A 25,974-nucleotide genomic window follows, 5' to 3' on the forward strand; every position below is an offset into this window, starting at 1 on the left:
CGCTCTTGTGCGATCACCAACCGGTGGCTTAGGTGGGAGGGAACGCCTTCGGACAGGCCTTCCGACAGGTCTTCGACAAGAGGAGCCCGCATGCCACTGAGCGACGTGCCGGACAGCGGCGGTCCGCTCGCCGAGGAAGAGGCCGAGGATCTGCTGCGCTGCATCTGTTTCAAGACCGGCCCCCCGCGCACGGTCGGGGTCGAACTGGAATGGTTCGTCCATGACCTGCACATCCCGCAACTCCCCGTCACCCCCGACCGGCTCCGCACCGCCTTCGGCGCGCTGCGGGCCCTGCCGCTGAAGTCGGCACTCACCGTCGAACCGGGCGGGCAGCTGGAGCTCAGCTCGCCGCCCGCCGCGTCCCTCATGGACTGCGTCACCACCGTCTCGGCCGATCTGGCGACCGTACGGGCGGTGCTGGGCACCCTTGACCTCACCCTCACCGGTTCCGGAACCGATCCCTGGTCCCCGCCGCGCGACCGGCTGCTCCGCGAGCCGAGGTACGACGCGATGGAGCGCTACCTGGACCGCACGGGTCCGGCGGGGCGCGCCATGATGCGTGACTCCGCCTCCGTGCAGGTGTGCCTCGACGCCGGTCACGAGGAGCCCGGGCCGCTGGGCTTCGAGCGGCGCTGGCGGCTGGCCCACCTCCTGGGCCCGGTGCTGGTCGCCGCGTTCGCCAACTCCCCCACCCTGCACGGCGAGCCGTCCGGTCTGCGCTCCGCCCGGCAGGGCCTGTGGGCCGATCTCGATCCGGTACGGGGCACGGCTCCGGACACCGGTCGGGAGCCCCGTGCCACGTGGGCCGCGCATGCCCTGGACACGCCGGTGATGTGCGTCCGGGGCGGGGACGGACCATGGACGGTTCCCGAGGCGCTGACGTTACGGGAGTGGCTGCGGTCCGGGGAGCCGAGGCCCGCCACCCGCGCGGACCTCGACTACCACCTGACCACGCTGTTCCCGCCCGTCCGGCCGCGCGGCCACCTGGAGCTGCGCATGATCGACGCCCAGCCGGGCGAGGACGGCTGGATCGTGCCGCTCGCCGTCACCGCCGCGCTGTTCGACGACCCGGAGGCGGCCGGGGCCGCGTACCGCGTGGTCGAACCCCTGGCCGCACTGTCGGCCGGTGCCGACGCGGCCCCGCCGCGTGACGCGCTGTGGCGAGGTGCCGCGCGCGACGGGCTGACCGATCCCGTGCTGCACGAGGCCGCCGACGCCTGTTTCGCGCTCGCGCTGGAGGCACTGCCCCGGCGGGGCGCCACCACCGCCGTCCTGGACGCGGTCGCCGCGTTCCGCGAACACCATGTCGTACCGGGCCGGTGCCCCGCCGACGACCGGCTCACCCCCGCGACCGTGACGGTGACGGGAGCCGGGACACCCGGGAAGGATCTCCGCACATGACCGAGCCCGAGAAGCTCAGGCGGCTGGCGCTGGACGCGCTGACCACCGCCCGGGCTCGCACCGCCCTGCTCACCGACTGTGTCGACGACGGTGAACTGACCGCCCAGCACTCGCCTTTGATGTCCCCCCTGGTGTGGGACCTGGCCCACATATCCAACCAGGAGGAGCAGTGGCTCTGGCGAGCCGTGGCGGGACGTGAGGCGCTGCGCCCCGAGATCGACTCCGTCTACGACGCGTTCGAGCACCCCAGGGCCACCCGTCCCACGCTGCCGCTGCTGGCGCCCGCCGAAGCCCGTGCGTACGCCTCCGACGTACGCGGCCGGGTCCTGGACGTCCTTGAGCGCACCCCGCTGGAGGGCGGCCGGCCGCTGGTGGACGCGGCGTTCGCCTTCGGGATGATCGCCCAGCACGAGCAGCAGCACGACGAGACGATGCTGATCACGCACCAGCTGCGGCGCGGTCCGGCCGCGCTGGACGCCCCGGAGCCGCCGCCGGGCCCCGGCACGGTGGGCCTGCCCGCCGAAGTGCGGGTTCCGGGCGGCCCGTTCACCATGGGCACCTCGGCCGAGCCGTGGGCGCTGGACAACGAACGGCCGGCGCACGCGCGCGTGGTGCCGGAATTCTTCATCGACACGGTGCCCGTGACCAACGGCGCGTACATGGCGTTCATCGCGGACGGCGGCTACCGCGACGAGCGCTGGTGGGCGCCCGAGGGCTGGGCGCAGATCCGTGAGCACGGCATCGGCGCGCCGCTGTTCTGGCGCCGGGAGGGCGGGCAGTGGTTGCGGCGCCGGTTCGGCGTCGTGGAGCCGGTGCCGGAGGACGAGCCGGTGCTGCACGTCAGCTGGTACGAGGCCGACGCCTACGCCCGCTGGGCGGGGCGGCGGCTGCCGACCGAGGAGGAGTGGGAGAAGGCCGCCCGCCACGACCCGGCCTCCGGCCGTTCGCTGCGTTACCCGTGGGGTGACGAGGACCCGGCGCCCGAACACGCCAACCTGGGCCAGCGCCATCTGCGTCCCGCACCCGCCGGGAGCTACCCGGCCGGGCAGTCGCCGCTGGGCGTCCGGCAGTTGATCGGCGACGTGTGGGAGTGGACGTCCAGCGACTTCCTTCCGTACCCCGGTTTCGTCGCGTTCCCCTACCGGGAGTATTCGGAGGTGTTCTTCGGGCCGGGGCACAAGGTGCTGCGCGGCGGTTCGTTCGCCGTGGACCCGGTGGCGTGCCGGGGTACGTTCCGCAACTGGGACCTGCCCGTGCGGCGGCAGATCTTCTCCGGGTTCCGTACCGCGAGGGACGCGGGGGGCGCCTGATGTGCCGTCATATTGCCTATGTGGGGCCACCGGTGGCGCTCGGTGAGGTGCTCGTGGAGCCTGCGCACGGCCTGTACCGCCAGTCCTGGGAACCGCGCCGGCAACGGTACGGGACGGTGAACGCGGACGGCTTCGGTGTCGGCTGGTACGCGGACCGGGGCGGGGACGGCGACGGGGTGCGTGACCCCGTGCCGGCCCGTTACCGGCGCGCCGGGCCGATCTGGGCCGACCTGTCCTTCGCCGACCTGGCCCGGGTGGTGCGCACCGGGGCCCTGCTGGCCGCCGTCCGGGACGCCACGCTGTCCGGGGCCGACGCGGAGGCCGCCGCCGCGCCGTACGCCGCCGGGCCGTGGCTGTTCAGCCACAACGGAGCGGTCCGGGGCTGGCCCGGGTCGCTCGCGCCACTCGCCGCGCGGCTCCCGGCCGACGAGGTGCTGTCACTGGAGGCCCGCAACGACTCCGCCCTGGTGTGGGCGCTGGTCCTGCACCGGCTGCGGGGCGGCGACGAACCGGGCCAGGCGCTGGCCGACACCGTGTACGACGTCGCCGCGGCGGCGCCCGGGTCGCGGCTGAACCTGCTGCTCACCGATGGCGAGACCATCTGCGCCACCGCTTGGGGCGACACCCTGTGGTACCTGGCCGAAGCCGGCCGCGGCCGCACGGTCGTGGCCTCGGAACCGTACGACGACGATCCGGGCTGGCGCGAGGTCCCCGACCGCACCGTGCTCGCCGCCACCCGCACCGATGTCCTTCTGACCCCGCTCAAGGAGCCGCCCGCGTGAGCCCGTTCCTCCTGACCCGTACCCTGCCCGAGGACGCCACCGGCGCCGATCTGCGCGCCGACGTCCTCCACGGGCTGACCCGTACGCCCAAGGACCTGCCGCCCAAGTGGTTCTACGACGCACGGGGCAGCGACCTGTTCGAGGAGATCACCCGGCTGCCCGAGTACTACCCGACGCGGGCGGAACGGGAGATCCTGATCGCCCGTGCGGCCGAGATCGCCGACGCCACACGGGCCCGCACCCTGGTGGAACTCGGCTCGGGCTCGTCGGAGAAGACCCGTCATCTGATCGAGGCGCTGCTGCCGGGGCTGGAGAACTACGTACCGGTGGACGTCAGTGAGAGCGCGCTGCGGGGGGCGGCCGAGGCGCTGACCGCCGAGCACCCCGGGCTGCTCGTCCACGCGCTGATCGCCGACTTCACGCGCGGTCTCGCCCTGCCGGGCACGCCGGGGCCCCGGCTGGTGGCCTTCCTGGGCGGCACGATCGGCAATCTGCTCCCCGAGGAGCGGAAGGTGTTCCTGCGTTCCGTGCGTTCGCTGCTCACGCCCGGTGACACGCTGCTGCTGGGCACCGACCTGGTGAAGGACGAGGAGACGCTGGTCGCCGCGTACGACGACGCGGCGGGCGTGACGGCCGCGTTCAACAAGAACGTGCTGGCCGTGCTGGCGCGCGAGCTCGGCGCGGACGCCGATCCGGCCGACTTCGACCATGTCGCTGTGTGGGACCGGGAGAAGGAATGGATCGAGATGCGGCTGCGGGCGCGGGAGGCGCTGACCGTGAAGATCCCGGAGCTGGACCTGGCGGTCACCTTCGAGGCCGGTGAGGAGATGCGTACGGAGGTGTCGGCGAAGTTCCGTCAGGAGGGGGTGCGCGGCGAGCTCGCGGCCGCGGGGCTGGAGCTGGCGCACTGGTGGACGGACAGCGACGGGCGGTTCGCGCTGTCGCTGGCGACGGCGGTCTGAGCCGCCTGTGCCAGTGAGCGGCGGTCCGTGTGGCGGCCGGCGGGGATCGGGGGCAGGACCCGGATCTCCGCGGTCAGCCCACGGGCCGTCGCGACCCGCCACAGGGAGGCGGTGAGCGGGTCGTCCCCGACGAAGGCCGCCGGGCCGGCCGGGTGGTACGTGATGCGTACGGGCTGGACGGCGGCGCCCGCGTCCAGCGCGGCCTGGAACGCGGCCGGGCGGAACCGGCCTCCGGCGCGGCCGCACCAGGTGGAGCCCTCGGGGAAGACGACCACGCGTGAGCCGCTGCCGAGCGCCTCGGCGATGTCCCTGACCGTGCCGGGCAGGGCGCGCAGCCGGTCGCGTTCGAGGAAGAGGGTGCCGCCACACGCCGCGACCGGGCCCAGCAGCGGCCACCTCCGTACCTCGCTCTTGGCGAGCATCCGGCCGGGCAGGGCGGCGGCGACGAGCGGTATGTCGAGCCAGGAGACGTGATTGGCGGCCACCAGCCCCCGGCCCGTCCCCGGCGTGCCGGTGATGCGCACGTGGACGCCGAAGGCGCGCAGCACCGTCCGGCACCAGAGCCGGGTGGCCCGCTCGCGGGTGGCGGGGCCGAGGGGCGCGGTGAGCGGCGCGAGGAGCACGCCGGCGAGGACGGCCAGGACGCCGGCCGTCAGCCGTGCCACGGCCCTGACGCGGGAGGCCACCGGTCCTGGCGTACGGGCGCAGTGGTGGGGCGTGCAGGGCGCGGTGGGCAGCCAGACGCTCATCACACCGGGGCGAGGGACAGGAAGTGGCGCAGGTAGCGGGGGTTGGTGCGGCGCAGTGACAGCAGGACGTACAGGTCGGCGACACCGAAGTCCATGTCGTGGGCGGGGGCCCCGCAGACCCAGGCGCCCAGGCGCAGGTAGCCGCGCAGCAGTGGCGGCAGCTCGGTGCGGCCGGCGGGCCGGGTGACGCCGTCGGCGGACCAGAGCTTGTGCGGGGTGACCCAGTACTCCTCGGGGGCCAGGTGCTTGGCCTTGACCGTGTCCCAGGTCGCGGCGGCGAGGGTGCCGCCGTCGGCGAGCGGGAGGGAGCAGCAGCCGGCCAGCCAGGTGTGGCCGGTGCGGGTCATGTAGCGGGCGATGCCGGCCCAGATGAGGGAGATGACGGCGCCGTTGCGGTGCGCGGGGTGGACGCAGGAGCGGCCGACCTCGACGAGGTCGTCGCGGATCGGGGCGAGACGGGTGAGGTCGAACTCGCCCTCGGAGTAGAGCCGGCCCGCGATACGGGCGCGTTCGGGCGGGAGGAGCCGGTAGGTGCCGACGATGTCGCCGGTGGACTCCTCCCGGACGAGGAGGTGGTCGCAGTAAGAGTCGAACTCGTCGCCGTCCAGGCCCGGTTCCGGTCCGTCGAGGCGCGCGCCGAGCTCCCCGGCGAACACCTGGTGGCGCAGCCGCTGGGCGGCGCGTACGTCGTCCTGGTGCCGGGCGAGCGAGACGATGTAGCGGGGTTGCGGCGCGGCGGCGGCGATCGGGGGGTGGGCGAGCGCGGCGAGGGATGCGGGCATGGTGGTCTCCTGTGCCGGAGTGAGGGACCCGGACCCTGGCTGCGGCGGCCCGGCCCCTTACTTCTTCCGTGGCCGGCTGGATTCGACATGACCGCGCGGCGGAGCGTGGATGTGCGACGGCTGAATGCCCGGTGCGCGGGTCCGGCCCGGATGCAGGCCCGGCCCGGAAGCGGACCCGGCCCGGTACGCGGACCCGGCCCGGTACGCGGACCCGGCCTGGAAGCGGACCCGGCCCGGTGCGCGGAAGGCCTCCCGCGCCCGGAATGGCCTCCGCCCGGGTCCAGCCCGGGCCCGGCCGGGACGCGGTGCGGTGAGTGGCGGGTACGGCGGGCGCCCTCCGGGGTCGTCGGCAGCGCCTGCCGGAGCGCCGACCGGCCGCCTGCCGCCAGGACCGGCCGCCGCGGGTGCTCCCCCGGTGGGGCGCCTGCCGCCGGACGGTGACCGGTCCGGCCGGGGCCCCTCGCTCCGTGCGGCCGCCCGCACCGGGACTGCCCCCACCGGGACGGCAGGCGCCGGGCAGCACGGACGGTGTCGCGAATCCCGCCCTGCCCGGGACCCTGGCGCTGCGCCGGGACGCGCCGTGGCCCAGGCCCGCCCCTGCCCCGGGACGGGCTCCGGAGTGCCCGGCAGCCCGGAGGGGCTGCCGCGACACGGCCGGGGCACCGGCACCCGGGGCGCAGGGGCCCGGCGCAGGGGACCGGGGCACCGGCGCCCGGGGGCAGGGGGCCCGGCGCCGGGGTTACCGGTCGCCGCTCAGGATGGCGGTGATCCTGGCCGAGGCCGCCTTCGCCGCGCGCTGCGGGGACTCGCCCTCCAGGACCGCGGTCATGTACGGCTTGATCGGGTTGGCCGCCTCGACGTCCGCCCACTCCGGCGAGTTGGGGGTCGCCCGGCCGCGCGCGGCGGCGGCGGCCATCGCCGCGGTCGCCTCCTGGCCCCGGACGGCGCCGGCGAGGGACGACTTGTTGGGGACGTAGTTCATGGTGCGGGCGAGATCGGTCTGCCACTTCTCGCCGGCCAGCGCCGCGACGACCTGCATGGCGGCGTGCCGGTCGTCCGAGTTCAGCGGGATGATCAGGTCGGATCCGCCGGTGAAGACCGCGCACGGCTTGTCGGCGGTCCTGCCGGGGATCGGGAAGAAGCCGAGCTTGTCCTTGAGGGCGGGGTTCCGTTCCTGGATGGCGGCTGCGGCGCTCGGCGGCGCGATGATCTGGGCGACGTCGCCCTCGGCGAAGACCTGGGCCTGCGGCGGGGTTTCCTCGTCGGCGTTCTTGGGGCCCCCGCCGAGCGCCTGGAGGTCCTTGTAGACGGCCATGCCGCGCAGCGCGGCGGGGCTGTCCAGGGCGCCCGTCCACTTCCCGCCCTTCTCCACCGCCAGTTCGCCGCCCTCGTCCCAGACGAACCCGGCGAGGGTGTACCAGTCCTGCCCGGCGAGGTAGATGCCCTGCGTGCCGCCGGGGCCCTCGTCGAGCTTCTCGGTCTCCTCCAGCCACTGCTCGCGGGTCTTGGGCGGCGTCGTGATCCCGGCCCGGGCGAACAGGTCCTTGTTGTAGATGACGACGCGGTTCGCGGCGTACCAGGGGATGCCGTACTGGGCGCCGTGCACCTTGCCGGGTTCGGCGAGGCCGGGAAGCCAGTCCTCGTAGCCGAGATCCCGCACCGATTCGAGCGTCAGGTCGTGCAGCAGCTCGGTCGCGGCGTACTGGGCGACCTGGGTGTTGCCGACCTCGATGACGTCGGGGGCGTCGTCGCTCTCCAGCGCGGCGGTGACCTTCTTGCCGATGCCGGTCCACTCCTGGAAGGTGACCTCCACCTCAACACCGGGGTGCTCCTTCTCGTACGCGGTGGTGAACCGCTCCAGGAAGTCGTCGGACACGCTGCCCTTCATCAGCCACACCGTCACCGTGCGGGTGCCGTCCGCCCCGTCGCCGGGCAGGAGGCCGCACCCGGTCGTACCGGGCAGGACCGTGGACACGAGCGCGCAGGCGCAGGCCAGGAAGCGCTTCTTCACGGAGGTCACGTAGGTCACCTTTTGCGTGTGCAGGGGCAGTTGACCCGACGTGGGGGGAAGCGAAGCCGGTTCGCCGCGGGCGTGATGGCTGGATTTTGGTATGGACCAAGTGGCGGGTCAAGGGGTCGGGGTCACGCCCGTGCCCTCCGAAACACCGCACGCCGGGAACCCGCACGCCGGAATGCCGGAGGCAGGGCGGTCAGGCTCCGGGCCGCCCGGGCCCCCACCGCCGCGTACACCACCCCCGCGGCGAGTGAGGCGAGCAGCGCCGCCCAGCCGGAGAACTGGTCGACGCGCGGGTACACCTGCCAGTGGACGATGTAGATGTGGAGCGAGCTGCCTGCCAGCAGGCACGCGACCCGGTTGACCGGCCCCAGGCTCGGCAGGCTCGGCACCCATACGAGCAGGACGAAACCCGCCACGATCAGGGCCTCCCGCGCCGGCTCGCCGGGGAAGAAGCCCGGGACGGTGAGCAGGGCGGCCCCGGTGACGAGGAGCCGTTGCCCCACGGTGCTCGCTTTCGCGGCGGCCCAGCCCAGGGCGAACAGCCACGGGACGACGAACGCGGACGGCAGGTGGATCCGCTCGCGGAGGCCGAGGAGGTCGTACCGGGTCAGGAGCCCGAGCGCCGCGAGCGCCATGGGGAGCCCGAAGGGGTGGCGCCGCTCCAGGCGGTCGACGGCCGGCACGGTGAGCAGTGCGGCGACCACGATCAGGAGGAAAACGAGGACCTCGATGAACCAGAAGGGCGCCACATGGCCCTCGCGCGGCGGCAGGAAGCTCTCGAAGAGGAACAGGGTGGCCGGCCCGTAGTCCTCGGTGAGCAGCAGCATCAGGGCGGTCCAGGCCATCGTCGGCACGGCGATGCGTGTGATGCTGCGCCGGGCGTGCTGGACCCGTGCCCGGCGTCCGGCGGACGTCAGGTGGAAGCGGGCGAGGTTGAACCCGGCGACCGCCAGCAGCAGGTGAGCACCGCCCTTGATGTGGAAGACGGGGATGTGCGACCCGACGATGCAGACGATCGCGAAGGCGCGCAGCGCGATGCTGGTGTCGAGGGTGCGCCGGCGGCGCCCGGTGGCCGGCTTCGTCCCCGTCGGCGGCGGCGCCTGGAGCAGTTCCCGGATCGGGAGGGTGTGCCAGTGGTCCGGCAGGTGGCCGAGGGTTTGCTCCAGGTGCAGGGACATCTCGACGTAACTGAGTGAGTCGCCGCCCAGGCCGGTGAAGCTGCTGTCCTCGGTGACGTCCGGCCGGTCGAGGATCTCGGCGTACAGGCGGCACAGCCGTGCCGCGTCGGCGGGTCCCCGGGACGCCGGGGGGCGGGAGACGTCGGCGGGTATCAGCTCGCGTACGGCCCGGTAGTCCGGCTTTCCGGATGCCAGCCTGGGCAGTTCTGGCAGGACGCGGACGTGGACGGAGCCGGGCGGCAGGCCGCATTCCCGTACCACCAGCCGGCGTACGCGCTTTTCGTCCGCACCGGCGCCGGCCTCGACCGCGACGGCGAGCCGGTCGTCGCCGCCCGCGCAGTACGCGGTGATGCCCCGGTCCGCGAGCGTCGACTCGATGCGTTCCGGGTCGACCCGGAGGCCGCGTATCTTGGCGAACCGGCTGACGCGGCCCACGACTTCGTAGAGCCCGTCGGGCGCGCGGCGCGCGATGTCACCGGTGTGCAGTTCGTCGAGGGTGCGGCCGAGGGCGAGGTCGCCGGGGGTCTCGGCGTACCCGAGCATGACGTTCGGTCCGCGGTAGACCAGTTCGCCGGTGTCCGGCTCGGGCCAGTCGGGGTGCGGCTGGAGACGGAACGACCCGCCCGGTACGGGGACGCCGATCGCCTGCGGGCGGTCGGCCGCGCGCTCCGGCGGCAGGTAGGCCATGCGGGCGGTCGCCTCGGTCTGCCCGTACATGACGAAGAGTTCCCAGCCCTGGCGCTCGGCGAGGCCGGCGTAGCGGGCGACCCGTTCGGGGGCCAGTCGGCCGCCGGCCTGGGTGACGTACCGCAGGTGCGGCAGGTCCATGTCGGCGAAACCGATCCGGTCGAGCAGGTCGAAGGTGTACGGGACGCCGGCGAAGGCGGTGACGCGGCGGGCGTGGACCAGGTCCCAGAAGCAGGTGTCGGTCACGGAGAGCCCGGTGAGGACGAGCCCCGCGCCGCTGAGCAGGTGGCTGTTGATGACGGACAGCCCGTAGCAGTAGTGCATGGGCAGGGTCGTCGCGGCCCGGTCGTCGGGACGGATGCCGAGGTACTCGGCGATGGACTCGGCGTTGGCCTGGAGGTTGTCGTGGGAGAGCCGGACGAGCTTGGGCGAGCCGGTGGTGCCGGAGGTGCTCAGGAGGAGCGCGAGGTCCTCGTGCAGGGTGTGTGCGGAGCCGGCGCGCCGTTCGTCGAGGGTCCAGGTGCCCTGCCGGTCGGGGGCGGCCACGACGTCGGGGTCGTAGGCGTCGGTGAGCGACCGGACCGCTTCGGCGTTGTCCCCCGGCACCAGGAGGACGGGGTGGCCGGCGGCGAGGGCGGCGAGGTAGGTGACGAGAGCGTCGACGGTGTTGGAGCCGGCGAGCAGCACCAGGCGGCGCACCGGGCCGAGGCGGCGGGCGGTCGCTGCGACCCGGTCGGCGAGACCGCGGTAGGACACCTCTCCGTCCCGGGTGATCAGGGCGGGGCGGTCGCCGAAGGTCGCCAGACGGCGCGCGAACGGGACGGCCCTGGCATCCGGGCGCAGGTCGGTGGTGAGGAGCACGGGCGCATCTTAGGCAGACCTTACTTTGCTGGAAAGGCACAGAAACGTCACGAAGGTGGCGGCCCGTCAGCTGACACACCGTAGGCAGTCCGTTATCACGCCGTGATTGACGGTGAGGTTAGCTTTACCTTATCCATAGGGAGCTCACAGGTTCTCCGCTCCTGTGCTTCGCTCCTCCCGTCAGGAAGGCACCTCATGCGCCGCCCCTTGGCCCGCCGTCTCGCAGCCGCCGTCGCGGCAGGTCTGCTTCTGCCCGCCCTCGGGGCCTGCAGTGACGATCCGGCCGGCCTCGTCATCTACTCCGGTCGCAACGAGAACCTCGTCAAGCCGCTGATCGAGAAGCTGGAGAAGCACCTCGGCACCACGGTGGAAGTCCGCTACGGCGACAGTGCCGAGATGTCGGCGCAGCTGCTCGAGGAGGGCGACAAGACCGAGGCGGGCCTGTTCCTGTCGCAGGACGCGGGGGCGCTCGGCGCACTGTCCAAGGAGGGCAGCCTGGCCCCGCTGCCGAAGGCGACGCTGGACAAGGTCGCGCCCGCCTACCGGAGCGCCGCGGGCGACTGGACCGGCGTCAGCGGCCGGGTCCGCGTCATCGCGTACAACGCCGACAAGGTGACCACGCCCCCCGACAGCGTGCACGAGCTGGTGAAGCCGGAGTGGAAGGGCAAGGTCGGCTACGCCCCGACCAACGCCTCCTTCCAGGCGTTCGTCACCGGCATGCGCGTTCTGGAGGGCGACGACGCCACCCGTACCTTCCTCAAGGGGCTGAAGGCCAACGGCGTCAAGGCCTACGACAAGAACACCGACGTCCTCAACGCCGTCGACTCCGGCGAGGTCTCGCTCGGCCTGCTCAACCACTACTACTGGTACGAGAAGGTCGCCGAGGAGGGCGAGGACAAGGTCGAGGCCAAGGTCCACTTCCTGCCCAAGGGCGACCCGGGCGGCCTGGTCAACGTGGCCGGCGCGGGCATCCTGAAGGGCGGCGACAAGAAGCGCGCCGAGTTCGCTCAGAAGGCCGTCGACTTCCTCCTGTCCGCCGAGTCCCAGAAGTACTTCGCGGAAGAGACCAAGGAGTACCCGCTGGCCGCCGGTGTGAAGACGGCGAAGGGCGTGCCGCCGCTGGAGTCGCTCCAGCCGCCGAAGATCGACCTCGGCAGGCTGGACTCGCTCAAGGAGACCCTGGCCATGCTCCAGGACGTCGGAATGGTCTGACGGTGACCGCACCGGATTCCCCCGTCCGGACACGTCGCGACCCCCGCCCGGCAGGCCCCGCGCCCGCCGGGCGGGGGCGCGCCGGGCTCCGGCCCTCCTGGGCGCTCATGGCTCCCGCCTGCCTCGCGGCGGCGCTCGCCGTCCTGCCGCTCGGCTACCTGGCCGTCAGGGCGCTGGAGCGCGGACCCGCCTTCGCGTGGGACGTCGTCGCCGACGAGCGCACCGGGCTGCTGCTCCTGCGCAGCCTCGGGCTCACCGCCGCCGTGGTCGCCGCGTGCCTGGTGCTGGGCGTGTCGCTGGCCTGGCTCACCGTGCGCACGGCGCTGCCCGGCGCCCGCGCCTGGTCGGTGCTGGTGACGCTGCCGCTCGCGGTGCCGAGCTATGTGGCGGCCTTCGCCTGGCTGTCCGCCGTCCCGTCGCTGGCCGGCTTCACCGGATCGGCGCTGGCTCTGACGCTGGTGAGCTTCCCGTACGTCTACCTGCCGGTCGCCGCCGCGCTGCGCGGCACCGACCCGGCGCAGGAGGAGGTCGCGCGCTCGCTCGGGCACGGACCGCTGCGCACGTTCCTCCGGGTGACGCTCCCCCAGCTGCGCCCGGCGGCGGCCGGTGGCGGGCTGCTGGTCGCGCTGTACGTGCTGTCCGACTTCGGCGCCGTGTCGCTGATGCGGTACGACACGTTCACGCGGGGCATCTTCACCTCCTACCGGGCGAGTTTCGACCGGACGCCGGCCGCCGCGCTGAGCGCCGTGCTCGTCGTCATGACGGTCGTCCTGGTCGCCGCCGAGGCGCGCACCCGGGGCCGGGCGGGCCACGCCCGCACCGGTACGGGGACGGCGCGTCCGGCCGTACTCGCCCGGCTCGGCGGGACGCGGTGGCCCGCGCTCGGGTGGTGCGGTGCGGTCGTGGCCGCCGCCGTGGCGTTCCCGCTGGGCACGCTCGGCTACTGGCTCGCCCGAGGTACGTCGGCGACCTGGGCCCCCGCGACGCTGGCCGACACGGCGCTGACGACGCTCGGCGTCGCCGCCGCCGGGGCGGCGCTCACCACGCTGCTCGCCCTGCCCGTCGGGGTGATCGCGGCACGCCACCGGGGCCGGGCGGCGCACCTGCTGGAGCAGGCCGCGTACGCCGGTCACGCGGTGCCCGGCATCACGGTGGGGCTGGCCCTGGTGTTCTTCGCGGTGCGGTACGCCCGGCCGGTGTACCAGGAGCTGCCGCTGCTGGTCTGCGCGTACGCCGTGCTGTTCCTGCCGGTCGCGGTGGCCGCCACCCGTGCGGCCGTGCTCCAGGCGCCGCCCGTGCTGGAGGACGTCGCCCGCTCGCTGGGGCGCTCACCGCTGCGCGTGCTGCGGGACGTCACCGTGCCGCTGGCCGCGCCGGGGGTCGCCGCCGGTGCCGCCCTGACGTTCGTGGTGTGCATGAAGGAGCTGCCGGCCACCCTGCTGCTGCGCCCCACCGGTATGGACACCCTCGCCACCCGGCTGTGGACGGAGACCGGAGCCGGATCGTTCGCCGCCGCGGCACCGTACGCGGCCGTGCTCATCCTCCTCGCCGCCGTCCCCTCCTACCTCCTCGGAAGGCACCGCCCATGAACGACCTGCGCATCCAGGGGCTGGCCAAGGCGTACGGGCCGGAGGGCGACGTGCTGCGCGGGCTCGACCTCACCGTGCCCGGCGGGGCCCTCGCGGCCGTGCTCGGCCCCTCGGGCTGCGGCAAGACGACCCTGTTGCGGATCGTCGCCGGTTTCCTGCGTGCCGACGCGGGCACGGTGGCGGTCGGTGACCGGCTCCTGGGCGGGCCGGGCACGCATGTGGCGCCCGAGCGGCGGCGGATCGGCATCGTCCCGCAGGAGGGCGCCCTCTTCCCGCACCTGAGCGTGGCCCGCAATGTCGCGTTCGGGCTGACCGGGCTCGACCGGGGCGCCCGGCACCGGCGTACGGAGGAGATGCTGGAGCTGGTCGGCCTCGCCGGGTACGGCGCCCGGATGCCGCACGAGCTGTCCGGGGGCCAGCAGCAGCGCGTCGCGCTGGCCCGTGCCCTGGCCCCGGAGCCGGACCTGGTGCTGCTCGACGAGCCGTTCAACGCGCTGGACAGCGCGCTCCGGGCCGGGGTGCGCGCCGACGTCAGGGCGGCGCTGCGGGCCACGGGCGCCACCGCGCTGCTGGTCACGCACGACCAGCAGGAGGCCCTGTCCACGGCCGACCTGGTGGCGGTCGTCCGGGGCGGCCGGGTCGCCCAGTGCGGCACGCCCGAGGAGGTGTACCGCCGCCCGGCCGACCCGTGGGTGGCCGCGTTCGTCGGCGACGCCGTCCTCGTACCCGGCACGGTCGAGGGCGAGACGGCCACCACTGCCCTGGGGCCGGTGGTGCTCGCGGAGGCCGCCGTGCCGGAGGAGGGCACCGTGCTGCTGCGGCCCGAGCAGCTCCGCCTGACCGAGCCGGCCGGGGCGCCCGCCCGGGGCACGGTCGTCGACGTCCGGTTCTACGGACACGACGCGATGGTCACCGTCGACGTCGACGGTCTGGCCACCCCCGTGGACGTCCGCGCCGCCGGACCGGTGGCGGTACGGCCCGGTGGCGAGGTGGGCATCCGGGTCACCGGGGAGGCGACGCTCCACCCCTGAGCCCGCATGCCGCGCGGACCCGGGCGTGGTGGTGCACCGTGGAAGGACGCACCCCGGGCGATGACGACCGGGCGAACGAGGAGACCTCCATGTCGCACCACACCTACCGCGTCACCGAGATCGTCGGCACCTCGCACGAAGGCGTGGACGACGCGATGCGCAATGGCATCGCGCGCGCCTCCGAGACGCTGCGGAACCTGGACTGGTTCGAGGTCACGCAGGTCAGGGGGCACATCGAGAACGGGCGGATCGCCCACTACCAGGTCGGGCTGAAGGTCGGCTTCCGGCTGGAGGACGGCGCCGACGCGGCCGGCTGACGAGTCGGCCGGCCGGCGAACCGGTCAGGTCCGGCCCTCCTTCTCCTGGGCCTCCTCGAGCGCCTGGGAACTTGGGGCCCAGCGGGCCCGTACGACGCGGAAACCCGCCCGTTCGGCGGCGTCGCAGACCAGCTCGTCGTCGTCGACGAGCATGCGGATCTCGCGGTTCGCGGAGAGCCGGCGGAGGATCTCCAGCTTGGTGACCCGGGCCGGGCGGCGGTCATGGTTGCGGCGCATGTGGACGGGGCCCTCGGGCAGCCCGTGGTCGGCGAGCCACGCGACCGTGTCCTCGCGGCACCGTTCGGGTCGTCCCGTGAGGTACACCACGTCGCAGTCCTCGGCCGCCTCCAGGCACAGCTCCACGCCCGGCGCGAGCGGCGGGTCCTTCGGGGCGGCGGCGAAGAAGGCGTCCCAGTCGCGCGGCCTGCGCTCCAGGAAGCGCTGCCGGTGGCCTGCGTCGGACAGCGTGTTGTCCAGGTCGAATACGGCCAGTGGCCTGCTGTTTCGTGTCACGGCCCCAGCGTAGGGAATCCCCACCGGGCGCAGGCGTTGAACCAGGGCGTGAGCTCATTGATCGCTGCGACGCGTTTTTCGGTACTGGACCGTTCCCGCACCCGCGAGGGGAAGGACGGCCCCGAGGCCCTGCGGGCCACCGTGGACCTCGCCCGGGAGCTTGAGGGGCTCGGCTACCACCGCTTCTGGGTCTCGGAGCACCACAGTGTGCCGGGCGTCGCGGGTTCGGCCCCGACCGTGCTGGCCGCCGCCGTCGCCGCCGCGACCCGCACGATCCGGGTGGGCACGGGCGGGGTGATGCTGCCGAACCATCAGCCCATGGTGGTGGCGGAGCAGTTCGGGGTGCTGGAGTCCCTGTTCCCGGGGCGGATCGACATGGGGCTGGGCCGTTCGGTGGGCTTCACGGACGGGATACGGCGGGCGCTGGGCCGTGACAAGAAGGACGCCGACGACTTCGCGGGGCAGCTGGCGGAGCTGCTGGGCTGGTTCACGGGTAGGCAGACGGCGCATCCGCAGGTGCACGCCCGCCCCGCCGAGGGGCTGCGGGTGCCTCCGTACGTCCTGGCCACCGGGGAGGGTGCGGCCATCGCCGCCGCCGCGGGGCTGCCGCTGGTGATAGGGGACCTGAAGGGCCGGGCGAAGGTGGTGGCCGCGATCGAGCGCTACCGCGCGGACTTCCGCCCGTCCGTCTGGTCACAGGAGCCGTACGTCGTCGTCGCGGGCACCGTCGCGGTCGCGGAGACCGAGGAGGAGGCGGCGCGGCTGCTGATGCCGGAGGCGTGGTCGCTGGCGTACTCGCGCACCCAGGGCGTCTTCCCGCCGCTCGCGCCCCCGGAGCGCATCGAGGGGCTGACGATGACGGACAGGCAGCGGGAGTTCTACGAGTCGGCGCTGCGCGGCCACATCCACGGCACCGAGGAACAGGTGCGGGACGCGCTGGAGAAGGCGGTGAAGGAGACGGCGGCCGACGAGATCATGGTCACGACCAGTACGTACGACCGTGCGGCACTGCGGGACTCATACGCCGGGCTGGCCCGTGTCGCGGGCCTGACCGGCGCACACGCCTAGGGCCTCTCGTTCGGATCTTGCTGGGCTCGTGACGCCCGGGCACCGCACCTCGCGGTCGATCCGGGGGCCCGGGACACCACCCGAGGTAAGGGCGCGGCCCGGTGAGCGTCCCGGGGCCCGGCTCCGGCCGCCGCTGTCCCGCCGGGGGTTTCCCCGTCCGGTGCGCAGCCGATCGACGGCGCGGTGGGTGTGTGGGCGCACGGCCGGAGTGTCGCTGGGACCGGGGCCGGCCGATCGGCTGCCGCGGCGGACCCTAGGCGGCCGTGTCGTACGTGTAGTGCCGGGTGTGGTCCAGCATGTCGGCCGGGGTGACGTCGTTCCAGGGGCGCATGGTGTCGTTCAGGTCGACGACGTCGGGTGTGCCGGCGGTGGGCAGGTAGCCGGAGCGGGGGTGGCGGGCCTGCCAGTCGGCCCACAGTTTGTCGATGAACGCGTGGTGGAGCCAGAACACCGGGTCGTTGGGCGAGGCGCCGGTGGACATGAGGCCGCCGACCCACACGTGGACGCGGTTGTGGAGGTTGGCGCCGCGCCAGCCTTCCAGGTGGTTGCGGAAGCCGTCTGACGCGCTGTTCCAGGGCGGCATGTCGTACGTCTCCATGGCGAGGACGGCGTCGGCCTCGGCCCGGGTGGGGAGTTGGCGGCCGCCGGCACCGAGGGCGCGGCGCAGGTAGTCGCGGCCGTCGACGCGTACGGAGACCGTCCAGCGGTTTCCGGAGCGGGCGAACGGACCGTCCATGACCTGGCCGTCACGGGCGCGGCCGGTGCCGCCGAGGAAGTCGGGGGCCCACAGTGACGCGCGGGGTGTGCGGTCCACGGTCCAGTCCCAGTAGGGCAGGGCGACGGTCGGGTCGACGGCCTGGAGGGCCTGCTCGAACTGGAGGAGGAACCGTCGGTGCCAGGGCAGGAAGGACGGCGAACGGTGGCCCACCCGGTCGCCGTTGTCGGTGTCGCTCATGATGAAGGCGTTGTGCGTGGTGACGAACGTGTCGTACTGGCCGGTGCGCTTGAGCTCCAGCACGGCGTTGACGAAGTTCCGCTTCTCGGTGGCGGTCAGCTGGGCCTGGTTCTTGCGTACGGTCATGGTGGTGCGGCTCCCCAGGGTGGTCAGGCGGTGACGACGGGTACGAGCAGGGCGCCCTGCAGTTCGCGGACCGCGGCGCGGGCCACGGCGCGGGGCGTGGCGAGCGGCTCGTAGTGGTTGATCACGCTGATCCAGGTGCCGTCGGCGTTCCGCATGACGTGGAGTTCCCGGCCGTCTATGCGTACGGCGTAGCCGCCGCCGTGGTCCCCGTGGTGGCCGCCTCCGTGCGAAGCGGCTCCCTGTATGCGGCGTCCGAGGTAGATCTCGTCGAACTCCTCCGATGCGGTGCCCCGGTGGGCGGGTGCGGCCGAGGCCTGGGCGGGGGCCGTGAGGGCGCGTCCGGCGGCGAGGCCCGCGGCTGCCGAGGCGGCGACGCCGAGAGCGCGGCGGCGGGTGATTCTGGTCATGGGTCCCCCCTGTGTGATGCGGTGGTCGGGTGCGCCGGGGGTGTGGTCAATTGCCCCCGGCACGACCCATGCCTACCGGGGGTTTCCGGAGTCAGGAATTCCGCCCGTGTCGGTTGGCTGCGATTCGGGCAACTCGGTATTTATAGTGCAGAATTGAACGGAGTTGATCTTGCTGCTGACGGGCATGGGGAAGCCCCGGAACGGAAGTATCACGGAGAGCACGGCGGCTTCACGAAGAATCTTCCGCTCCGGGGCATTAAGCGTGGTATTGCTCACGCCCTGAGACTGTCCTGAATCAGGTGCGGCGCGGCGCCTTACGCGTCGCCCGCAGCCACTCCTTGTTCATCGCCGCGATCGACGGCAGCGGGATGCCCTTGGGGCAGGCGGTGGCGCACTCGCCGGTGAGGGTGCAGCCGCCGAAGCCCTCCTCGTCCATGACGCGGACCATGTCCAGGACGCGGGTCTCCCGTTCCGGAGCGCCCTGCGGCAGCACATTGAGGTGGTTGACCTTCGCCGAGGTGAAGAGCATCGCCGAACCGTTGGGGCAGGCCGCCACACAGGCGCCGCAGCCGATGCACTCGGCGTGCTCGAAGGCGAAGTCGGCGTCCGCCTTGGGCACGGGCGTGGCGTGCGCCTCCGGCGCCGAACCGGTGGGGGCGCTGATGTAACCGCCGGCCTGGATGATCCGGTCGAAGGCGGAGCGGTCCACCACCAGGTCCTTGACCACCGGGAAGGCGGCGGCCCGCCAGGGCTCGATGTCGATCGTGTCGCCGTCCTCGAACGCCCGCATGTGCAGCTGGCAGCTCGTGGTGCGCTCGGGGCCGTGCGCGTCGCCGTTGATGACGAGCGAGCAGGCCCCGCAGATGCCCTCGCGGCAGTCGTGGTCGAAGGCGACCGGGTCCTCGCCCCGGAGGATGAGCTCCTCGTTGAGGGTGTCGAGCATCTCCAGGAACGACATGTCCTCGGAGATGCCGTCCACCTCGTAGGTGGCCATGGTGCCGGGGGCGTCGGCGTTCTTCTGGCGCCAGACGCGCAGGGTGAGCTTCATGCGTAGCTCCGCTGGGTGGGGTGGACGTACTCGAAGACGAGGTCTTCCTTGTGCAGGACGGGGGCGGCCCCCGTGAATTCCCAGGCGGCCGCGTAGGCGAACTCGTCGTCCTTGCGGGCCGCCTCGCCGTCGGGGGTCTGGGACTCCTCGCGGAAGTGACCGCCGCAGGACTCCGAGCGGTGCAGCGCGTCGAGGCACATCAGCTCCGCGAGCTCCAGGTAGTCGACGACGCGGTTGGCCTTCTCCAGCGACTGGTTGAACTCCTCCCCCGTGCCCGGGACCTTGATCCGGCGCCAGAACTCCTCACGGATCGCGGGAATCCGGTCGAGCGCCTTGCGCAGGCCCTCGTCGGAGCGGGCCATGCCGCAGAACTCCCACATCAGCTCGCCCACCTCGCGGTGGAAGGAGTCGGGGGTGCGGTCCCCGTCGACGGCGAGGAGCCGGGCGAGCCGGTCCTCGGTCTCACCGACCACCTCCCGTACCACCGGATGCTCGTCGGTGACCGGCTCGGTGAGCGGGTTGCGGGCGAGGTAGTCGTTGATGGTGGACGGCAGGACGAAGTACCCGTCGGCCAGGCCCTGCATCAGCGCGGACGCGCCGAGCCGGTTGGCGCCGTGGTCGGAGAAGTTGGCCTCACCGACGGCGAACAGGCCGGGAACGGTGGTCTGGAGGTCGTAGTCGACCCACAGGCCGCCCATCGTGTAGTGCACGGCCGGGTAGATCCGCATCGGCACCTCGTACGGGTTCTCCGCGGTGATCCGCTCGTACATCTCGAAGAGGTTGCCGTACTTCTCCTCGACCTTGGCCCTGCCCATGCGCCGGATGGCGTCGGCGAAGTCCAGGTACACACCCTGGCCGCCGGGGCCGACGCCGCGGCCCTCGTCGCAGACGTTCTTCGCGGCGCGGGAGGCGATGTCGCGCGGGACGAGGTTGCCGAAGGACGGGTAGATCCGCTCCAGGTAGTAGTCGCGCTCGTCCTCGGGGATCTCGTTCGGCGGCCGCCGGTCGCCCCGCGCCTTGGGCACCCAGATGCGGCCGTCGTTGCGCAGCGACTCGCTCATCAGGGTCAGCTTGGACTGGTGGTCGCCGGTGCGCGGGATGCAGGTGGGGTGGATCTGGGTGAAGCAGGGGTTGGCGAAGTACGCGCCGCGCCGGTGCGCCCGCCAGATGGCGGTGGCGTTGGAGTTCATGGCGTTCGTCGACAGGTAGAAGACGTTGCCGTAGCCGCCGGACGCCAGGACGACCGCGTCCGCGAAGTGGGTCGAGATCTTTCCGGTGATCAGGTCGCGGGCGACGATGCCGCGCGCCCGCCCGTCGATCACGATCAGGTCGAGCATCTCGGTGCGCGGGTGCATCTCGACGTTGCCCGCCGCGATCTGCCGGGACAGCGCCTGGTAGGCGCCCAGCAGCAGCTGCTGCCCCGTCTGGCCGCGGGCGTAGAAGGTACGCGAGACCTGGACGCCGCCGAAGGAGCGGGTGTCGAGGAGGCCGCCGTACTCCCGGGCGAAGGGCACGCCCTGTGCCACGCACTGGTCGATGATCTCGACGGAGATCTGCGCGAGCCGGTGCACGTTGGACTCGCGGGCCCGGAAGTCGCCGCCCTTGACGGTGTCGTAGAAGAGGCGGTGGATGGAGTCGCCGTCGTTGCGGTAGTTCTTGGCGGCGTTAATGCCGCCCTGCGCGGCGATGGAGTGGGCCCGGCGCGGGGAGTCCTGGTAGCAGAACTGGACGACGTGGTAGCCCTGTTCGGCGAGGGCCGCGCCGGCGGATCCGCCCGCGAGGCCGGTGCCGACGACGATGATCGTGTGCTTGCGGCGGTTGGCCGGGTTGACCAGCTTCGCCTCGAAGCGGCGCTTGTCCCACCGCTCGGCGATGGGGCCCGTGGGGGCCTTGTCGTCGGCGATCGGCTCGCCGGTCTGGTAGTCGAGGTAGCTCATGTCAGCTCACCACTCCGGTCATGACGGCGACGGGTACGGAGATGAAGCCCGCGGTCAGCACGAGCGCGAGGCCGCCCGCGAGGGCCTTGAGCGCGCGCTCTCGCCTCGCGTTGCCCACGCCGAGGGTCTGGGCGGCCGACCAGAAGCCGTGCCGGATGTGCAGCCCGACGGCGAGCATCGCGACGATGTAGATGACGTTGCCGTACCAGGTGGAGAAGGTCGCGACGACGTTCTCGTACGGATGGCCGGGCTGGGCGTTCGGGTTCACGGTCAGCGTCGTCAGGTCGAGGATGTGCCAGACGATGAACAGCGCGACGATCACACCGCCCCAGCGCATCGTGCGGGTCGCGTAGCTCGCGCGGCGGCGCTTGTGCACGTACGCGGTGGGGCGGGCCTTGATGTCGCGCCTGCTGAGCTGGTACGCGGAGACACCGTGGGCGATCACGGCCGTGAGCAGCACCACGCGGGCGATCCACAGACCCCACTCGTAGTGCAGTACGGGCTCGCCCATGGTGCGCAGCCAGTGGCCGTACGCGTTGAACTCGCCGGGGCCGAAGAAGACCTTCAGGTTGCCCATCACATGGGCGACGAGGTAGCCGATCATGATCAGGCCGCTGACGGCCATGACCGTCTTCTTGCCGACGGTCGATCCCCAGAACGTGCGCGTGAGGGACGGTTGTCGATTCGTCCGCGTTGCCAGAGCCATGGCACCAGACGGTAGGCGGCCACCCGGCCAGAGGTCCAAGACATGGTCCGGCTCATCTCCATAGGCGATGCCTATGGAGCGGCGTAGGGTGGGTGTCATGCAGTTCCAGCAGCTCCAGTACTTCGTGGCGGTGGCCGAGACCCGTCACTTCACCCGGGCCGCCGAGCGCGTCCACGTCTCCCAGCCCTCGTTGTCGCAGCAGGTCAGAGCGCTGGAGAAGGAACTGGGAGCCGAGCTCTTCAGCCGGGCGCGCGGCAATATCGCCCTCACGGACGCGGGCGAGGCGCTGCTGCCGCTGGCCCGCCGCATCCTGGCGGACGCCGACACCGCGCGCCACGAGGTGCAGGAGCTGGCCCAGCTACGGCGCGGGCGGGTGCGGCTGGGGGCGACGCCCAGCCTGTGCACCGGTCTGCTGCCCGACGTGCTGCGCTCCTTCCACGACCTGCATCCGGGCATCCAGCTGCTGATCGAGGAGAGCGGCTCGCACGACCTCGTGCGCGAGCTGGCGCGCGGGGCGCTCGACCTCGCCCTGGTGGTGCTGCCGCTGCCGACCCCGTCACCGGCGCTGACGACCGTGGAGCTGCTCCACGAGGACCTGGTGGTGGTCTCTTCGGCGGCGGCCCCGGCCCCGCGCCGGCCGGTACGGATCGGGGATCTGGAGGGGCAGCCGCTGGTGATGTTCCGGCACGGGTACGACCTGCGGGAGCTGACGGTGGCGGCGTGCCGGGCAGAGGGGTTCGAGCCGTCGTTCACGGTGGAGGGCGGCGAGATGGACGCGGTGCTCGGGTTCGTCCGGGCGGGGCTGGGGATGGCGGTGGTGCCCGCGATGGTGGCCGCGCGGGCGGGCCGTGACCTGCGGGTGACGGCGCTGGCGCGGCCGGGGCTGCGCCGCACCATCGCGCTCGCGCACCGGAGCGACGTGGCACCGCCGCGGGCGGCTCGCGAGCTTCAGCGGCTGCTGCTGGCGCACCGGGCGAAGCCGTGATGGTGCCGCCCGGTGGTCCGGTCGTGCCCACCCGTCCCTCCCCCAGGACGTCGTCCTGGGGCCCCTCCCCGGGACGAGTGCCCCCGACCGGCTACACCGCGTCCGCCAGGACCAGGGAGTGGATGCGGTCCGGGGCGCCGGGGCGGGCGTAGTACCAGCCCTGGGCCGTGTCACAGCCCAGCTCGCGCAGTTGCTCCGCCTGCGCGCCCGTCTCGACGCCCTCCACCGTCACCGCGAGATCCAGGCTGTGCGCGAGGGAGACGATCCCTTCGACGATCTTCAGGTCCACCGGGTCGATCGGGTGCTGCTGCATGCTCTGGGTGAAGGAGCGGTCCAGCTTCAGCACGCTGACCGGGAGGCGGCGCAGGTTGGCCAGGTTGGAGTAGCCCGTGCCGAAGTCGTCCAGGGCTATGTCCACGCCCATCTCGGCCAGTTGCCGCAGCGGCTTGAGCAGGTCCTCGTCGGCGCCGATCAGCGCGGACTCGGTCACCTCCAGGCACAGCGCGCCCGGGTCGAGCCCGGAACGCTCCAGTACGTCGACGGTGTCGGCCACCAGGTTGGGGTGGTGCAGCTGCGTCGGCGACAGGTTGACGTTGATGCGCAGGGGCCCGCCGTCGGCGTGGCTCCGGTTCCAGAACCTGGCCTGGCGCACGGCTTCCTGGAGCACCCAGCGGCCGAGCGGCACGATCAGCCCAGTGTGTTCGGCGAGCGGGATGAACCGGTCGGGGCCGAGCACGCCGTGCTGCGGGTGGCACCAGCGCACCAGCGCCTCCGCGCCGTGCACGCTGCCGTCGCCGAGGTGCACCAGCGGCTGGTACTCGATGAAGAACTCGCCCCGGTCCAGGGCCGCGGGCAGCGCGGTCGTCAGGCCGTGCCGGGTGATGGCACGGGCGTCCGCCTCGGGGTCCGCCCGCTCGAAGCGGTTGCCGCCCGCCGCCTTGGCCCGGTACATGGTGATGTCGGCACTGCGCAGCACCTCCGCCGGCCCGCGTTCCCCGGCGGGCCCCTCGACGATGCCGACGCTGCCGCGCACGGTCAGCTCGCGCCCGTCCAGCCGGACGGGCGTGGCCAGGGCGGCGAGGATGCGGTGGGCGAGCTCGTCCGCCTGCTGTTCGGTGTCCGTGCCGGTGGTGAGCGCCACGAACTCGTCGCCGCCCAGCCGGGCCACCATCTCGCCCGGCCGGGTCGCGACGCTCTGGAGCCGGTCGGCGACCTCGACGAGCAGCCGGTCGCCGGCCGCGTGGCCGAGGCTGTCGTTGATGGCCTTGAAGCCGTCGAGGTCGAGGTAGCACAGTCCGAAGCGGCTGCCGTCGGTGGCGGACAGCGCCTTGTCCAGCCGCTCGAAGAAGAGGGTGCGGTTGGGCAGCCCGGTCAGCGCGTCGTGCGTCGCCTCGTACCGCAGCCGCAGATTGAGCAGCCGGCGCTCGGTGGTGTCCTCCATCAGCGCCAGCTGGTACTGGGGGCGGCCCTCGGCGTCCCGCAGGAGGGACACCGTCAGGTTGGTCCACAGGACCGTGCCGTCGCCGCGGTAGAAGGGCTTCTCGACCTGGAAGTGGTCCCGCTCGCCGCGCACCAGCTCCCCGTACAGCTTCCAGACGTGCGGCGCGTCCTCGGGGTGGACCCATTCACTGACCTTGCGGCCGCGGACGTGGTGCTCCAGACCGCCGAACATCCGGGTGAGGGCCCCGTTGACCTCCAGGATGTTGCCCTCGAGGTCGGCGATGCCGATACCGAGGGCCGCGCCCTCGAAGACGGCCCGGAAGCGGGCCTCGGTGGCGTGCAGGGCCTGTTCGGCGAAGCTCCGGGCCATGAGCGCCGAACGGGCGATGGCCTCCTGCTCGGCGAGGGTGCGTTCGCGCAGCGCCTGGGCGAAGCCGGCGGCCAGTGCGTGCTGGAGCCGGGCGCAGCGGGCCCGGAGCTCCTCCGCGGCGGCGGACTCGCCGTCGCCTCCGCAGTACAGCACCAGATAGGAGTCGACCACGCCGAGGGTACGGCTGAGGGCGTCCGGGTCGGTGCAGTGCGCGGTCACCAGGGCGGCGCCGACGCGGTGCGCGGGCGCCGGGTCGAACGGCCGCGCGTGCAGGGCGTCGCTCAGGTCCCGTGCCAGCGGCAGCAGATGCCGCTCTATCTCGGAGCGGGTCAGCGACGTGGCCGTCACGGGGAATATGGCCCGGCCCCAGATGGTCGCGAACCGCTGGAGTCTGTCCTCCAGGCCGTCCGGTTCCACGGCGGAACCGGGGGCCTGCGCCGGCATGTTCACGCCTTGCGCCCCACCCCTGCGAAGCCCGAGAAGGCGTATGGATCCTCCTGGTCGACGGGGTTCTCGGGCCGCCAGTGCGGCATCTGCACGAGGCCCGGCTCGACCATGTCGAAGCCCTCGAAGAAGCGTGCCACTTCCTCGCGCGAACGCATGATCAGCGGGTTGCGGATGTCCTTGTAGACCTTCACCGCACCGCCCGCCCGCTCCTGGGGCACCGGGACACCCTCGTACGAGGCGTGGGTGAGGATCAGGAGGCTGCCGGGCGCGAGGGCGCCGCGCAGCTCGGCGAGCGCACGGTCCGGGTCGTCGGCGTCCTGGACGAAGTGCAGCACGGCGACGAGGAGCAGGGCGACCGGCCTGTCGAGGTCGAGCAGGGCGCCGGTCTCGGGGGCGGTGAGGATGTCCTGCGGCTTGCGCAGGTCACCGGCGAGGACAGCGGCGCCGGCGTTCCCCTCCAGCACCGCCTTGCTGTGGGCGACCGCGACGGGGTCGTGGTCGACGTACAGGACGCGGGCGTCCGGGTCGGCGCCCTGGGCGACCTCGTGGACGTTGCCGAAGGTCGGGATGCCGGAGCCGATGTCCAGGAACTGGGTCACGCCCTCGCTCACGGCGTACCGTACGGCCCGGCGCATGAAGGCGCGGTTGGCCTGCATGATTTTGGGAAGGCCCGGCATGAACTCCATGGCTTTGCGGGCCGCTTCCCGGTCCACCTCGAAATTGTGCGAGCCGCCCAGGTAGTAGTCGTAAATGCGGGACACGCTCGGCACCGAAATGTCGATGCCCGGCGGGGCCCAGGCGGGACGCTCCATCGATGTCTCCAACAAGTCGCCACGGGATGCGGCCATGTTCATGGCCAGTGTTCGAGCCGAGGCTACTGATCGCCCGCCTGGAGAGCGAGGGGAAACGGAAATTATCGATCCGTTCTTGGTCACACGTCTCGGTCATTGGACAGCGGCACGTGCGGTTCCGTGGCACGCACGACCGGGCCCGCCGCTCACGCGGGGCGCGTGGGGCGGCGGGCCGGCGGGGGGTCCGGCCGGCGCACCGCGAGGGAGCGGTCTGCAGGAGGCACGAGATCCAGACATGTGATC

22 protein-coding genes are annotated in these 25,974 nt (G+C 72.8%); 10 read left to right on the forward strand and 12 right to left on the reverse strand.

Going from position 1 to position 25,974, the window contains the following annotated elements; genetic code table 11:
- The first annotated feature begins 90 nt into the window (after positions 1-90).
- The 4 genes from egtA to egtD are packed head-to-tail and all read left to right on the forward strand — an operon-like array spanning position 91 to position 4,455.
- Positions 91-1,401 (forward strand): ergothioneine biosynthesis glutamate--cysteine ligase EgtA, encoded by a 1,311-nt coding sequence (egtA, locus tag ABT360_RS25375; protein WP_351820821.1) that lies wholly within the window; start codon positions 91-93, stop codon positions 1,399-1,401.
- Entirely contained in the window at positions 1,398-2,711 is a 1,314-nt protein-coding gene (egtB, locus tag ABT360_RS25380) for an ergothioneine biosynthesis protein EgtB (protein ID WP_351820824.1), read from the forward strand. The genes egtA and egtB overlap by 4 nt, the downstream gene beginning before the upstream one ends.
- Positions 2,711-3,493, forward strand: coding sequence for an ergothioneine biosynthesis protein EgtC (gene egtC, locus ABT360_RS25385; protein ID WP_351820827.1), 783 nt, complete (start codon positions 2,711-2,713; stop codon positions 3,491-3,493). The genes egtB and egtC overlap by 1 nt, the downstream gene beginning before the upstream one ends.
- Positions 3,490-4,455 (forward strand): L-histidine N(alpha)-methyltransferase, encoded by a 966-nt coding sequence (egtD, locus tag ABT360_RS25390; RefSeq protein WP_351820830.1) that lies wholly within the window; start codon positions 3,490-3,492, stop codon positions 4,453-4,455. The genes egtC and egtD overlap by 4 nt, the downstream gene beginning before the upstream one ends.
- On the opposite strand, the gene ABT360_RS25395 is transcribed toward egtD, so the two are convergent.
- From ABT360_RS25395 to ABT360_RS25410, 4 genes are all read right to left on the reverse strand, one after another.
- Positions 4,350-5,204, reverse strand: a complete 855-nt coding sequence (locus ABT360_RS25395) for a lysophospholipid acyltransferase family protein (RefSeq protein WP_351820833.1) — start codon at positions 5,202-5,204, stop codon at positions 4,350-4,352. The two genes, egtD and ABT360_RS25395, sit on opposite strands and share 106 nt — an antisense overlap.
- A complete protein-coding gene (locus ABT360_RS25400; RefSeq protein ID WP_351820836.1) occupies positions 5,204-5,986 on the reverse strand; it encodes a GNAT family N-acetyltransferase in 783 nt (260 codons plus the stop codon). Before ABT360_RS25400 ends, ABT360_RS25395 begins: the two co-directional genes overlap by 1 nt.
- A 739-nt stretch (positions 5,987-6,725) precedes the next feature.
- Positions 6,726-7,997 carry an extracellular solute-binding protein gene (locus ABT360_RS25405; protein ID WP_351820879.1) on the reverse strand — a complete coding sequence of 424 codons (1,272 nt, stop codon included), beginning with the start codon at positions 7,995-7,997 and terminating at the stop codon, positions 6,726-6,728.
- Between the two features lie 131 nt (positions 7,998-8,128).
- A complete protein-coding gene (locus tag ABT360_RS25410; RefSeq protein ID WP_351820839.1) occupies positions 8,129-10,729 on the reverse strand; it encodes an AMP-binding protein in 2,601 nt (866 codons plus the stop codon).
- Between the two features lie 195 nt (positions 10,730-10,924).
- Between ABT360_RS25410 and ABT360_RS25415 the strand changes: the two genes are divergently transcribed.
- The 4 genes from ABT360_RS25415 to ABT360_RS25430 all read left to right on the forward strand — a co-directional run bounded on the left by ABT360_RS25415 (position 10,925) and on the right by ABT360_RS25430 (position 14,878).
- Positions 10,925-11,941, forward strand: a complete 1,017-nt coding sequence (locus ABT360_RS25415) for an iron ABC transporter substrate-binding protein (RefSeq protein WP_351820842.1) — start codon at positions 10,925-10,927, stop codon at positions 11,939-11,941.
- A 2-nt stretch (positions 11,942-11,943) separates the two neighbouring features.
- Positions 11,944-13,530: an ABC transporter permease gene (locus ABT360_RS25420; protein ID WP_351820844.1), complete on the forward strand. Its 1,587-nt coding sequence runs from the start codon at positions 11,944-11,946 to the stop codon at positions 13,528-13,530.
- Positions 13,527-14,561, forward strand: a complete 1,035-nt coding sequence (locus ABT360_RS25425; RefSeq protein WP_351820846.1) for an ABC transporter ATP-binding protein — start codon at positions 13,527-13,529, stop codon at positions 14,559-14,561. Before ABT360_RS25420 ends, ABT360_RS25425 begins: the two co-directional genes overlap by 4 nt.
- Positions 14,562-14,650: 89 nt before the next feature.
- Positions 14,651-14,878: a dodecin gene (locus tag ABT360_RS25430; RefSeq protein ID WP_351820882.1), complete on the forward strand. Its 228-nt coding sequence runs from the start codon at positions 14,651-14,653 to the stop codon at positions 14,876-14,878.
- A 24-nt stretch (positions 14,879-14,902) separates the two neighbouring features.
- On the opposite strand, the gene ABT360_RS25435 is transcribed toward ABT360_RS25430, so the two are convergent.
- Complete coding sequence (locus ABT360_RS25435; RefSeq protein ID WP_351820849.1) at positions 14,903-15,391, reverse strand: phosphatase domain-containing protein; 489 nt, start codon at positions 15,389-15,391, stop codon at positions 14,903-14,905.
- 48 nt (positions 15,392-15,439) lie between these two features.
- On the opposite strand from ABT360_RS25435, the gene ABT360_RS25440 reads away from it, so the two are divergent.
- Positions 15,440-16,459 carry an MsnO8 family LLM class oxidoreductase gene (locus ABT360_RS25440; protein ID WP_351820852.1) on the forward strand — a complete coding sequence of 340 codons (1,020 nt, stop codon included), beginning with the start codon at positions 15,440-15,442 and terminating at the stop codon, positions 16,457-16,459.
- 253 nt (positions 16,460-16,712) lie between these two features.
- Here ABT360_RS25440 and melC2 read toward each other — a convergent pair whose 3' ends face one another.
- The 5 genes from melC2 to ABT360_RS25465 all read right to left on the reverse strand — a co-directional run bounded on the left by melC2 (position 16,713) and on the right by ABT360_RS25465 (position 21,638).
- On the reverse strand, positions 16,713-17,540 hold the full coding sequence (melC2, locus tag ABT360_RS25445; RefSeq protein WP_351820855.1) for a tyrosinase MelC2: 828 nt from the start codon (positions 17,538-17,540) through the stop codon (positions 16,713-16,715).
- 23 nt (positions 17,541-17,563) lie between these two features.
- Positions 17,564-17,947, reverse strand: a complete 384-nt coding sequence (melC1, locus tag ABT360_RS25450) for an apotyrosinase chaperone MelC1 (protein ID WP_351820858.1) — start codon at positions 17,945-17,947, stop codon at positions 17,564-17,566.
- Between the two features lie 295 nt (positions 17,948-18,242).
- A complete protein-coding gene (locus ABT360_RS25455; RefSeq protein WP_351820861.1) occupies positions 18,243-18,995 on the reverse strand; it encodes a succinate dehydrogenase/fumarate reductase iron-sulfur subunit in 753 nt (250 codons plus the stop codon).
- Positions 18,992-20,932 (reverse strand): fumarate reductase/succinate dehydrogenase flavoprotein subunit, encoded by a 1,941-nt coding sequence (locus tag ABT360_RS25460; RefSeq protein ID WP_351820864.1) that lies wholly within the window; start codon positions 20,930-20,932, stop codon positions 18,992-18,994. Before ABT360_RS25460 ends, ABT360_RS25455 begins: the two co-directional genes overlap by 4 nt.
- Position 20,933: 1 nt before the next feature.
- Positions 20,934-21,638: a succinate dehydrogenase cytochrome b subunit gene (locus ABT360_RS25465; RefSeq protein ID WP_351820867.1), complete on the reverse strand. Its 705-nt coding sequence runs from the start codon at positions 21,636-21,638 to the stop codon at positions 20,934-20,936.
- Between the two features lie 97 nt (positions 21,639-21,735).
- Here ABT360_RS25465 and ABT360_RS25470 point away from each other — a divergent pair, with 97 nt between their 5' ends.
- Entirely contained in the window at positions 21,736-22,623 is an 888-nt protein-coding gene (locus ABT360_RS25470) for a LysR family transcriptional regulator (RefSeq protein ID WP_351820870.1), read from the forward strand.
- Positions 22,624-22,714: 91 nt separating this feature from the next.
- Here ABT360_RS25470 and ABT360_RS25475 read toward each other — a convergent pair whose 3' ends face one another.
- Together ABT360_RS25475 and ABT360_RS25480 are read right to left on the reverse strand one after the other, a co-directional pair.
- Positions 22,715-24,883: a putative bifunctional diguanylate cyclase/phosphodiesterase gene (locus ABT360_RS25475; RefSeq protein WP_351820873.1), complete on the reverse strand. Its 2,169-nt coding sequence runs from the start codon at positions 24,881-24,883 to the stop codon at positions 22,715-22,717.
- Positions 24,880-25,692 (reverse strand): SAM-dependent methyltransferase, encoded by an 813-nt coding sequence (locus ABT360_RS25480; protein ID WP_351820876.1) that lies wholly within the window; start codon positions 25,690-25,692, stop codon positions 24,880-24,882. The genes ABT360_RS25475 and ABT360_RS25480 overlap by 4 nt, the downstream gene beginning before the upstream one ends.
- Positions 25,693-25,974 lie beyond the last annotated feature (282 nt).

The organism is Streptomyces sp. NPDC000229 (genome assembly GCF_040300825.1).
Taxonomy (GTDB): domain Bacteria; phylum Actinomycetota; class Actinomycetes; order Streptomycetales; family Streptomycetaceae; genus Streptomyces.

What these genes read in the sequence shown, in the direction of transcription:
- melC2 (WP_351820855.1), bottom strand. Translation starts at nt 17,540, where the DNA reads ATGACCGTACGCAAGAACCAGGCCCAGCTGACCGCCACCGAGAAGCGG.
- ABT360_RS25480 (WP_351820876.1), bottom strand. Translation starts at nt 25,692, where the DNA reads ATGGAGCGTCCCGCCTGGGCCCCGCCGGGCATCGACATTTCGGTGCCG.
- ABT360_RS25460 (WP_351820864.1), bottom strand. Translation starts at nt 20,932, where the DNA reads ATGAGCTACCTCGACTACCAGACCGGCGAGCCGATCGCCGACGACAAG.
- egtA (WP_351820821.1), top strand. Translation starts at nt 91, where the DNA reads ATGCCACTGAGCGACGTGCCGGACAGCGGCGGTCCGCTCGCCGAGGAA.
- ABT360_RS25470 (WP_351820870.1), top strand. Translation starts at nt 21,736, where the DNA reads ATGCAGTTCCAGCAGCTCCAGTACTTCGTGGCGGTGGCCGAGACCCGT.
- melC1 (WP_351820858.1), bottom strand. Translation starts at nt 17,947, where the DNA reads ATGACCAGAATCACCCGCCGCCGCGCTCTCGGCGTCGCCGCCTCGGCA.
- ABT360_RS25400 (WP_351820836.1), bottom strand. Translation starts at nt 5,986, where the DNA reads ATGCCCGCATCCCTCGCCGCGCTCGCCCACCCCCCGATCGCCGCCGCC.
- ABT360_RS25465 (WP_351820867.1), bottom strand. Translation starts at nt 21,638, where the DNA reads ATGGCTCTGGCAACGCGGACGAATCGACAACCGTCCCTCACGCGCACG.
- ABT360_RS25430 (WP_351820882.1), top strand. Translation starts at nt 14,651, where the DNA reads ATGTCGCACCACACCTACCGCGTCACCGAGATCGTCGGCACCTCGCAC.
- ABT360_RS25395 (WP_351820833.1), bottom strand. Translation starts at nt 5,204, where the DNA reads ATGAGCGTCTGGCTGCCCACCGCGCCCTGCACGCCCCACCACTGCGCC.
- ABT360_RS25455 (WP_351820861.1), bottom strand. Translation starts at nt 18,995, where the DNA reads ATGAAGCTCACCCTGCGCGTCTGGCGCCAGAAGAACGCCGACGCCCCC.
- egtB (WP_351820824.1), top strand. Translation starts at nt 1,398, where the DNA reads ATGACCGAGCCCGAGAAGCTCAGGCGGCTGGCGCTGGACGCGCTGACC.
- ABT360_RS25415 (WP_351820842.1), top strand. Translation starts at nt 10,925, where the DNA reads ATGCGCCGCCCCTTGGCCCGCCGTCTCGCAGCCGCCGTCGCGGCAGGT.
- ABT360_RS25425 (WP_351820846.1), top strand. Translation starts at nt 13,527, where the DNA reads ATGAACGACCTGCGCATCCAGGGGCTGGCCAAGGCGTACGGGCCGGAG.
- egtC (WP_351820827.1), top strand. Translation starts at nt 2,711, where the DNA reads ATGTGCCGTCATATTGCCTATGTGGGGCCACCGGTGGCGCTCGGTGAG.